The 11,424-nt window shown below is 44.0% G+C and carries 6 protein-coding genes; 5 read left to right on the forward strand and 1 reads right to left on the reverse strand.

The genetic code is table 11. The features are described 5' to 3' along the window. Window positions 1–50 precede the first annotated feature (50 nt). The 5 genes from CF394_RS11160 to CF394_RS11180 all read left to right on the forward strand — a co-directional run bounded on the left by CF394_RS11160 (window position 51) and on the right by CF394_RS11180 (window position 10,815). The gene (locus CF394_RS11160) at window positions 51–1,070 is read left to right on the forward strand and encodes an S-layer homology domain-containing protein (protein WP_094943701.1); all 1,020 of its coding nucleotides are present in this window, start codon (window positions 51–53) and stop codon (window positions 1,068–1,070) included. A 696-nt stretch (window positions 1,071–1,766) separates the two neighbouring features. Continuing rightward, window positions 1,767–2,777 (forward strand): S-layer homology domain-containing protein, encoded by a 1,011-nt coding sequence (locus CF394_RS11165; RefSeq protein WP_094943703.1) that lies wholly within the window; start codon window positions 1,767–1,769, stop codon window positions 2,775–2,777. A 270-nt stretch (window positions 2,778–3,047) separates the two neighbouring features. Then, the gene (locus CF394_RS11170; protein WP_094943705.1) at window positions 3,048–4,055 is read left to right on the forward strand and encodes an S-layer homology domain-containing protein; all 1,008 of its coding nucleotides are present in this window, start codon (window positions 3,048–3,050) and stop codon (window positions 4,053–4,055) included. A 150-nt stretch (window positions 4,056–4,205) separates the two neighbouring features. Continuing rightward, window positions 4,206–5,063, forward strand: a complete 858-nt coding sequence (locus tag CF394_RS15965; protein WP_106408207.1) for a hypothetical protein — start codon at window positions 4,206–4,208, stop codon at window positions 5,061–5,063. A 922-nt stretch (window positions 5,064–5,985) separates the two neighbouring features. Next, the gene (locus CF394_RS11180) at window positions 5,986–10,815 is read left to right on the forward strand and encodes a S8 family serine peptidase (RefSeq protein ID WP_094943706.1); all 4,830 of its coding nucleotides are present in this window, start codon (window positions 5,986–5,988) and stop codon (window positions 10,813–10,815) included. Between the two features lie 398 nt (window positions 10,816–11,213). On the opposite strand, the gene CF394_RS15970 is transcribed toward CF394_RS11180, so the two are convergent. Then, on the reverse strand, window positions 11,214–11,424 hold a 211-nt coding region (locus tag CF394_RS15970; protein WP_207761713.1), incomplete at its 5' end, for a hypothetical protein.

An 11,424-nucleotide genomic window follows, 5' to 3' on the forward strand; every position in this document is an offset into this window, starting at 1 on the left:
CATCGGGGAGAAAAGCATCACCAAATAAACAGTAAGGGGAATCAGTTTACATGAAAGTTTCAATGAAGAAAGCAACAAAGGTAGCTTTAGCTACAGCACTACTATCAAGTGCATTCGCTACAACAGCATCAGCTCAAGGTGTCGTATTTACAGACGTTCCAGAAACGAACGTTCACTACGACAACATCTACAACCTCGTAAATCGTGAAGTTGTTTCTGGATATCCAGATGGTACCTACCAACCAGCGCGCCACTTAACTCGTGCGGAAGCAGCAGTCATCTTAACTAACGCACTAGGCTTAGACACAACAGAAGTAACAGATCCAGGATTCCCTGACGTGAAAAAGGGTGCTTATTATTTCGATGAAGTCGCTGCATTAGTAGATTACGGTGTAATCAGCGGATACGATAACGGCAGCTTCGGTCCAAACGATAAATTAACACGTGCGCAGATGGCTGTTTTGCTTTCAATGGCATATGACCTGTACACATTAGAAGAAAAAGTAACGCCATTTAAAGATGTAAAACCAGGTGCTTGGTATGATGCATATGTACAGAACCTGTATTTCTTCGAAGTCACTGCTGGAATCTCAGCAACGAAATACGGTCCAAATGATTTCGTTCGTCGTGATGCGATGGCTTCATTTGTCGTTAATGCAGAAGAAGTATCTGATGAAGCGAAATACGAAGAATGGATGCCTCTTTATTTAGAAGTGTTCAATAACCATGATGATAGCCCACTTCAAGCTGGATGGGACAAGGACACGAACACGATCATGGTAGGCATTGCGCCAACATCACTCACTGCAGATTATCTGAACGGAGCTGAAACATTCTTTAGCTTGATCCCGTTTTACGATTTCTACTCTGCTACAGTGAAAGGTTCAGATTTAGATTTGACAACAAGCGATCGTGAACTGGCGAAGGAAGAGATCTTCAACGCTCTAGGTGTCGATAAAACGGCTGACCTAAATGAAGTCGAAGGCAAACAAGTTACTTTCGTACTTGAAGGCTATAACGGCGAAACGTTCGAATACACGATCACATTCAGCAACCAAGCTCCTCGATAACAACTACCAGCACCGGCCGAGGCCGGTGTTTTCTTTTTGGATGTGAAGGCCGCCGATTTAATGCTTGAATCGTGTCTGATTTGATTGACTGTTAGTTTTTGCTGAGAGCGCTTGGAAAAGAAACGCTTATCTGTGGGAGCGGCCATCAGAATCCTCGCGGCATACCAAAGCTTGCGCTTTGGCCTCCGCTGCGGGTTCTTCAAACCACTCTGATACCACGGAACGCGCATCTTTTCCTTCACACTCTTTTATATAAGCTTCAGCTATATCTTAAGATGGGAGAAGAATAAATCTTGCCCGTTAAAATCACTTGAGGATAAAGTACATGGGTTCGTCGAAGCGAAAAAGCGTGCCGTAGATCTTGGGGCTGTTTCCTGAAGGATCGGTCGATGCCGGATATCACCCGTGTCGCTTCGCCGGTGAAGCGATTGGGAAGATTCGGCGCGGCCCTTTTGGAAACAGCCCCAAGTCAGGCACGATTCAAGCGGAACGCTTCTCTTAAAAATTAGAGCTTTCACATCAATAGGTAGAAGAGATGGGAAGCCTAGCAAAATCTTACTAAATTATCAGTTTTTAATGTTGTGACGGTAGTTTTTTTAATAAAAACATAGGTATTTCACATCTATAGGAAACTTTAGCACTATGCTACAATAATTTTTGTTTGAACCATCACATCTTAAGGGAGAATCCACACACATGAAAGCGACAATGAAAAAAGCTACAAACGTTGCACTTGCGGCAGCACTACTTTCAGGCGCATGGGCAACAACTGCCTCTGCAAAAGGCATCGAATTCACAGATGTTCCATCAACAAACGTCCACTACGACAACATCTACAACTTGGCTGACCGCGCAGTGATCACAGGTTACCCAGATGGCACGTACCAACCAGCTCGTCTTTTGACTCGTGCAGAAGCAGCCGTCATCTTAACAAATGCACTGGAACTAGACACAGCTGGCGTTTCGGATCCAGGATTCCCTGATGTGAAAAAAGGTTCTTGGTACTATGAAGAAGTCGCAGCTCTTACAGAGTGGGGCATCATCAGTGGCTACAACACAGGTAAATTTGGACCGAACGACAAATTGACTCGTGCTCAAATGGCATCGATTTTAACATCTGCTTATAGCCTTTACACAGCTGACTATGTAGACACACCGTTCACAGACGTAGTCGCAGGTTCTTGGTATGACGACTATGTACAAGCACTTTACTACTTTAACGTGACTTCTGGAGTTTCAAAAACGAAATATGCGCCAAACGACTTCGTTCGTCGTGATGCAATGGCATCATTCGTAGTGAACTCAGAAATGGTATCGGAAGAAGCGAAAGCTGAAGAGCTGATGCCTTTCTGGTCAGAAATGTACAATGATGACAGCACAAACCCAGCAAAAACTTCACTAAACCTAGATACAAACACAATGACTGTTAACATCGCAGCTACTCGTAAAATGGTAGACAAGCTCTATGAGACAGACTTGTTCTTCTTCATCTTGCCAGGATACCAAGTACAATCTTCGTATATCAAAGGTACGGACTTTGACTTGACTGCTGCAGATTACAACGACGCATATGATTACATCATTGACTACCTAGGTGTGACTTATGAGTCAGATCTAAATGACTTAGGTGGAAAGCCTATCACTTTCGTATACGAAGGTCGCAATGGCGAAACATTTGAATACACAGTAAACTTCCAAAACAAATAATTTCTAAGATGTGGAGAACGGCATTCTAGAAATCTTGTGAAAACCGGGCGCATCTATAGAGGCGCTTTTTGCCTATAAGGATGGGACCGGTTTTTGCGGGGATTTTTGACGTTCGCAAGTCGATTCAATTTGAAAAGCTTAGCTCGTTACTCCCGTCGTAGCGGGCTTTTGTAAAGCTTACGAAAATTATTTCACAATTCCCTACAATTCCCTAAAATGTTATGGTACGATGAAAGATGTATAAATATAGACTAAAGGAGGAACTACCTAGTGAAATTTTCAGCGAAAAAAGTAACACAAGCAACACTTGCTGCGGCTCTATTAGCAGGAACATTCGCAACTTCTACCTCAGCCAACGGAACAACTTTCAGTGACGTACCAGAAACAAACGTTCACTACGACAACATTTACAACCTTGCAGGTCGCGACATCGTGACTGGCTATCCGGATGGTACTTACCGCCCAGCTGGCCACTTAACACGTGCAGAGGCTTCAGTAATCCTTGCTAAAGCTCTACAATTGGATACTTCTGAGTATGCAGATCCAGAATTCACAGACCTTAAAAAAGGTGCATGGTACTATGATGAAGTAGCGGTGCTTACTGAACTTGGAATTCTAAATGGGTATGGCAACGGCAAATTTGGTCCAAACGACAAATTGACTCGTTCTCAAATGGCTTCTATCTTAACATTTGCATATAACCTATATGCACCTGAAACAACTCAGATTCCATTCGTAGACGTAGCTCAAACTAGCTGGTACTATTCATTCGTACAAAGCCTGTACTACTATGATGTAACTGCCGGTACAACAAAAACAACCTATTCTCCAAACGCATTCGTTCGTCGTGATGCAATGGCGTCATTCGTTGTAAACGCTGAAGAGGCAGATACAGAATTGAAAGTGGATACTTCACTTCAATTGGGTGTTGAAGACTTCAACGATCAAACAAGACTTCCACTAAAAACTACATTTGATGCAGATTTGAATGAAGTTAACGTAACGGTTTACAACACAGATCTACAAGTAAAAGACATCATGGACACAAACTTATTCATGATGATTCCTTACTACGATCTATATTCTGCATACGTTTCAGGTTCAAGTGTTGATCTTTCAACTGCATCTCCTGGTGAAGCTCGTGCAGCAGTCCTTGAAGCTCTTGGTCTTACTGAAGAGTCGGATCTAAACGAATTAGCTGGTAAAACAGTTACTTTCACTCTTGAAGATTACTGGGGCGATGTATTCCAATACACGTTCACTTTCAACGGATTCTAATATAGACTTCTACCAACCCTGGCCTTTATGGCTAGGGTTTTTTCGTCTTTTTACAAAATTCGCCATAAACAAGTACTTTTGGAACATGAATCGAAAATCCCACTATGTTATACTACAAAAAGCAATCTTTGTATTATAAAGGAGACGATTATGAAAAAGATATTGAAAATTGCAGCAATCGTCATCGGGAGTTTAGCGCTTCTTATTGGGGGATACTTGCTGTACATCACGAAATTTAAAGAATACGATGTAGCTGACACGCAAGTCGACGAAATCGTTAGAGAGCCATATGTTATTGAAATGCCAGAAGGTGGCACACTTGAAATCGACGAAGAAGGTAACGTTGTCGAAAAAGACGCAGAAGGCAATATTATTAGCGAATTCAAAGCTCCAGAAAATGCAGAAGACTCTAGTACAGTTGTAGCTTCTAGCGGCGGCACGTCTTCAAGCGAAGAAGAGGAAGACGGAGAAGACAGCACATCTGGTTCTTCACAAGGCTCTTCTTCGAATTCAGATAGCAACAACAGTTCATCGGGTTCTACTGGTGGCTCTAGCTCAAACTCTGGATCTGGCAACGGATCATCTTCTGGTTCGGGTTCATCTGGTAGTTCAGGTGGATCTGGTTCAGGGTCTTCGGGTGGAGGCGAAACGTCTACTATGACTGTAGCTGACATCAAAGCGAAGTACGATCCAGTATTTGCAGGGCTTGAAGCACAAGCTGAAGGACGTCTAGCTTCTCTTGTTTCACGTGCGAAAGCAGAATACACGGAAAAACAAGCAAACGGTGAGAGTATTGATTACGGCTACTTCTACCGTAAGTATTCTGCAGCGGCTGCGAACTTAGAAGCGGCAACAGATGCAGCATTCTACTCGACTCTAGCAGTCGTACAGAACACGCTTGTTGCGAATGGTTTCAATAAATCGTACGCAGCCGACTACGAGTCTCAGTACAAAGCTCGCAAAGCGGAGCGCCGCTCTGAATTAATGAGCCAGGTTACTGGTGGCTAGTTAGAAAAGTGGAGAACGCCGCTCTAGATATTTCATCAAAACCAGGCGCACCAATTGAGGCGTACTTTGCCTCGGTTGGGGTTAATGGTTTTGATGGGGATTTCTGGCGTTTGCAACTAGACAATTAGAATAGTCTATGACTTACCAAGCATCGGACCCACGTCCGGTGCTTTTTTGTTTTATAAAATTTTGTAAGGGTATGCTGAGTGCGCTTGAAAAAGAAACGCTTATCTGTGGGAGCGGCCATCAGAATCCTTGCGGCATACCAAAGCTTGCGCTTTGGCCTCCGACTGCGGGTTCTTCAAACCACTCTGATACCACGGAACGCGTATCTTTTCCTTCACCCTCTCCAAATCTAAAACTAGGAATAAATTTATGAAAGAGAAGAGTAGATCCTGCCTATAGAAATCATTTGCCATCTAAATCATTATCTACATAAATATATCTTTTCACCGAACTAAATTGCGAAGGAGCGTGCCGTAGATCTTGGTGCTGTTTCCCGAAGAATCAGGTCGATGCCGGATATCACCCGTGTCGCTTCACCGGTGAAGCGATTGAGAAGATTCGGCGCGGCCCTTCTGGAAACAGCACCAAGTCAGGCACGATTTAAGTTTAGTTTACTTTCTTTCACTAGACTGTTTGACTCACACCTTCGGTGCCCGGATATTTAAAATCCTCACGCATCTTTAGTATTTAAAATCTTACAAATTCCTTACGAGATTTTCTCAAACTCTTTACATCCACCTGCTACAATTTTAAATAAGCAGTGTCTTTCGACTTAAAATTCGAAAAATACAGACCTATTTTGTTTAATTTAATTAACTTTATATTGCAATCTAGCGTCATTATGGTAAATTATGAATTGTTGGACTATTTTGAAACCTGAAATAGCGGAACAAAAATTTGACTAGGGGGAACATGAGTGAGTAAAAAGAAAAAAGCCTTGCTAATGACCATGGCCTCAACATTAGCAGCTTCGACAGCTTTAACTGGCCTACCAGTTGCACAAGCAGAAACTGTCGACAGTAAACTACCTAACACCAAGTCCGTCGCGCCATTGGCAACTCCGCAAAAAGTACTACCTAAAATTCCTGCAAAATTCGAGCAACCGGCTGACGTAAAAGAAATCGTCCGCGTGATTGTCGAATTAGACAAGGCACCAGCGATTTCTGAAGCAACAGCACAGGGGCTCAGCTATAAAGATCTTTCCACATCTTCAAAAGCTTCTGCTGAGGCAGCTGTTGAAAAACAACAAGCTTCTGTTCAAGCAGCTATGAAGTTAGCAATTGGCAGTTTCGACGTGAAACAATCGTTCACGACTGTATTCAACGGGTTCTCTCTTGAAGTCAAAGCTGGCGACGTTAAGAAAATCGCGAAACTACAAGGCGTTAAAGCTGTATACGAATCACAAGAATACAAGCGTCCTGAAGTAGAGCCAGAAATGATCACTTCTAAAGAACTGGTTCAAGCGCAACTTGCTTGGGACAAATACTCATACCGTGGTGAAGGCGCAGTCGTAGCTGTTATTGACAGCGGGATCGATCCAAACCACAAAGACTTCCAATTAACTGATGACTCTACAGGTGAAATCACATCTGCAGAAGTATCACAACACGTGGAAGCTGGAGATGTATCTGAAGGGAAATACTTCTCTGCGAAGATTCCATTCGGTTACAACTACATGGATGACAACCAAGAAGTAAAAGATATCGCTCCTGGCGCTTCTATGCACGGGCAGCACGTATCGGGTACTGTCGGAGCAAACGGTGACGAGCTGAACGGTGGAATCCAAGGGGTAGCACCAGAAGCTCAGATCCTAGCAATGAAAGTATTCGGAAACGACCAGAACTTCGGTTCTACATTCGGTGACGTCTATGTAAAAGCAATCGATGATTCAATCAAACTAGGTGCTGACGTTATCAACATGTCACTTGGAGCTACAGCTGGATTCGTTGACAACGCATCTCCTGAGCAACAAGCAGTTGCACGTGCGAAAGAGAACGGTCTTATCGTTTCGATTTCTGCAGGTAACTCAGACATGTACGGTTCTGGCTATGACTACAACGATGTAAAAGATCAAGACTACGGTCTTACAGGTTCACCATCGGTATCTGAAGGATCACTTGGCGTTGCGTCATTTGAAAACACAGATATCTCAGCAATTGCGTTCAACTATTCAGCTGACGGATCTGAAGCTGGCCAAGCGATGTTCTTACTTGCTAACGATGTAGATCCAGTTCAAGGTACGGACTACCCAGTGGAATTTGCTGGCTTTGGTACAGTAGCTGACTTCGAAGGAAAAGACCTGACAGGGAAATACGCATTAGTTTCTCGTGGTTCTATCTCATTCGTTGAAAAAGGACTGAATGCTCAAGCAGCAGGCGCTGAAGGAATCATCGTTTACAACAACGTGGATGGCACGATCAACATGGCATCAGACCCAGCTATCCAGATTCCTTACATGTCTGCACTTCAAGCTGACGGTTTAGCGATGAAAGCGCTAATCGACGGTGGACAAGATGTATCTGTTCGTTTTGACGGCGACGTCATCACAACTGCTAACCCAGAAGCAGGCTTGATGTCTTCCTTCACGTCTTGGGGGCCAACTCCAAACCTAGACTTCAAACCAGAGATCACAGCTCCAGGTGGAAACATCTACTCGACAATGAACGATGACAAGTACGGTCTGATGAGCGGTACGTCGATGGCAGCGCCTCACGTAGCGGGTGGATCTGCACTGATCTTCGAACGTGTTGACAACGACTTCGACCTTTCAGGTTATGACCGTGCACAACGCGCGAAAAACTTATTGATGAACACTTCAAAACCAGTCGTATTTGCTGAGTATGATGGTATTACAGAATTCGTATCACCTCGTCGTCAAGGTGCAGGTATCATGCAACTTGCGGACGCTCTTGAAACAGACGTAATCGTCTATGAAAAGAATACAGGTGAAGGGAAAGTCGCTCTCAAAGAAATCGCAGACGGTCAGTTCCAGTTCACATTGACTGCTGAGAACTTCTCAGATACGGAAAAGATGTATGATTTGAGCCTACAGCTGCAGACGGACTACCCATACGATCTTTCAGGTCGTGTCATTACAGCTCCTAACGAAATCGGATCTCTAGTACTAGAAGAAGGAACTGACTACACGTCTGACGCTCCTGAAACAGTAACAGTAGCTCCAAACAGCACGCAAGAGTTTACAGTGAATGTAAACTTGACAGGTGCTCAAGAGTTGATGGATATCTTCTCAAACGGGTTCTTCGTAGATGGATTCTTACAACTGACGGATTCAACTCCTGAAGAAGGCGAAACAGAAAACCTACCAACGCTTACAGTACCGTTCTTCGGCTTCAACGGTTCTTGGGACGATGCACCGATCTTCGATGACAACTTCTGGGAAGATACAACTTACTATGGCATCCAAGGTCTGATTGCTACTAAACAAGGGGCAACGGTTGCTGGTAAGACATTTGAAGATGCAAATGCATATGACTTCGAGTCAGTAGCCTTCTCTCCAAATGGAGACGGCGTCTACGATACAGCACTTCCAGTCTTCTCGTTAAAACGTAACGTGAAGAACTTTGAAGTCAACATCTTAGACAAAGATGGCAAGAAGCTTCGTACAATCGGTACAAGCAAAAACTTACGTAAGCACTATGATCCAACATCAAGCTACTACACGTTCAACCCGCTCTATGCATGGGACGGAAAAATCAACGGGAAAGCTCCTGTTGAAGGCGAATACCAGATCGAAATCAAAGCGAAAATCGACTTTGAAGGCGCTGAGTGGCAGTCTAAGACGTACCCAATCAAATTGGACGTAACGAAACCGACATTAAACGTAGCTGTAGATACTACAGAACAATTGATGTCATTCCAAGCTAGCGACAACTTGTCTGGTGTAGACGTGATCGATGTGTATGTAGAAGACGAATTAGTCGATACATTGATCGCTGATGAGACAGGTGCTGTAGCAGCATTTGATTTCACTGAAGTAACACCTGGCGATGACGTGACATTCGTAGCGTACGACGTTGCAGGAAACGCAACAGAAGTGACGAAACGCGTAGCGTCTACTCCTTATGAAACAAACGTACCGAACATCATCTGGGAAACTCCAGACTACCTGGCGTTCTTCGATTCTTCTGAAGTCGAGTTCACTGGTCAAGTTACGGATGATTCTGGCGTTGTGGCAGTAACGGTTGGTGGCGAACAAGCTGACGAGTTCGACGGCACGAACTATGCGCACACATTGACTCTTGCTGATGGCGTGCACAAAGTGAAAGTCGCTGCAACAGACGAGCACGGCAACGTATTTGATATCCAACGTCAAGTGGGTGTCGATACAACTGCACCGACTCTAGATGTATCAGATGTTCCAGAAGAAGCACCACTTGATGCGACTTCAGTTACTGCTGACCTAGTAGTAGGAGACAACTTCGACGAAGTTCGCGTTTATGTGAACGACAATGAAGTATTCTACAACGAACTAAGCGAGCCGTATCAGTTGAACGACTACTCTGAGACAGTTGAAGTCGAGCTTCCACTAGAAGCAGGCGTCAATGAGTTCGAAGTAAAAGTTGTCGACGTAGTTGGAAATACAACGATTGAAAACGTAACGGTTGATGTGACGGACGAGTACGGGAAAACTGTAATCGACGTTGAAGACCTACAAGATCAACTTGAAGACGGTTCTGGCTATGCAACATTTGATCTTTCGGATCTTGCTGATGGGGCAACAGAAGTTGTTGAGTTGACTCGTGAAGCAGTAGAAGCACTTGTTGAAAACGGCTACTCTCTAGAATTGATGTACGGTGAAGGCGCAACATTCTTCTACTCGTATGAAGTATTAGAGTCTTGGTTAGCAGTAGATGCAGACCGCTACGTCATCACATTGACGAAGAACGGCTTCATCGACCAAACTGACGCTGTAGCTACAAAACTTTCTGCTGACTACACACTTGAAGTAGCAGTGAAAAATGGAGACGAATTGACTCCTGTTACAGACCTTACTGGTGGCGTCTATGTCATCCTTGGTCTAGACAAAGAAGTAAACGATGAGCGTAAAGCAGCTGCATACCTAATTGCAGACAACTTGGCTCAAACGTATGTTGGTGGTTTCGTAATGGGAGAATCTTTGATCTTCTTAGCTAAGAAGACAGGTACGTACACTGCGTACGAAAAAGATGTAACATTCCCAGACATCGAAGAGCACTGGAGCCGTGACTATGTAGAAGTTCTTGCATCACGTTCTATCATCTTCGGTAAATCAGAGACGAAGTTTGCTCCTAACGACCAAGTGACACGCGCAGAGTTTGCAGTATTGATCTCTCGTGCGATGAACTTGCCGTTAAATGAGTATTCTGGTGTCTTCAAAGACGTAACAGAAGCTCAAGCTTGGAGCTACCAGCACATTGAAGCAGCATTTGAAGCAGGTATCGTAAGCGGTCGTACTCCAGACACGTTTGCACCAACTGCTCAGATCACACGTCAAGAAATGGCGTCAATGATCATGCGTGCTGCAGAGTATATGTTACCTGGTATCACTGAAGAATTAGATGGTCGTCACAAGTTTGCAGATGATGCAAAAATTGCTGACTGGGCTAAAGAAGATGTGAAGGCTGCTTATGAAGCTGGTATCATCAGTGGACGTCCAAACAACACGTTCGACCCACGTGCAAATGCTACACGCGGTGAGTCTGCAACTATGTTGTATATGCTTTTAACTACTCTTGGTGAATTCTAAACAATTCTACCTATTGAAAGAGGCGGCTTCTCATTTGAGGAGCTGCCTCTTTCTGTTTTGAGTGTATCTTGTTTAAAGCTTGAATCGTGCCTGACTTGGTGCTTTTTCCAGAAGGGCCGCGCCGAATCTTCCCAATCGCTTCACGGGTGAAGCGACACGGGTGATATCCGGCATCGACCTGATCCTTCGGGAAACAGCACCAAGATCTACGGCACGCTTTTTCGCAACTTAGTTCTGTGGAACAGGTATATTTGTGTAGATAATGATCTAGAGGGCAAATGATTTTTATAGGCAAGATCAATTCTTCTCTCTCATAAACTTATTCCTCATTTTAGATTTGGAGAGGGTGAAGGAAAAGATGCGCGTTCTTTCGTATTAGTATTTATTGTGTAGATAACTTAAGTTTTTGAACCTGAGATGCCTTTTTCCCAGGGTATCAAGAGGTTCTCGGAGACCCCGCAGTCGCCCGTAATCCAAGCTGTGTCTTTCAAAATAACTCGTCTGAAAATCTTCATTCCTTCACCGAGGTGCAGCGAGGAGCATTCCTGTCTTGAACGCAAAGACATCTTGAAAAGAAAAAAGTCCTCTTGTATGATGCAGGTATCAACG

Source organism: Tetzosporium hominis (assembly GCF_002265435.1).
In the GTDB taxonomy this organism is placed as follows: Bacteria; Bacillota; Bacilli; order Bacillales_A; family Planococcaceae; genus Chryseomicrobium; species Chryseomicrobium hominis.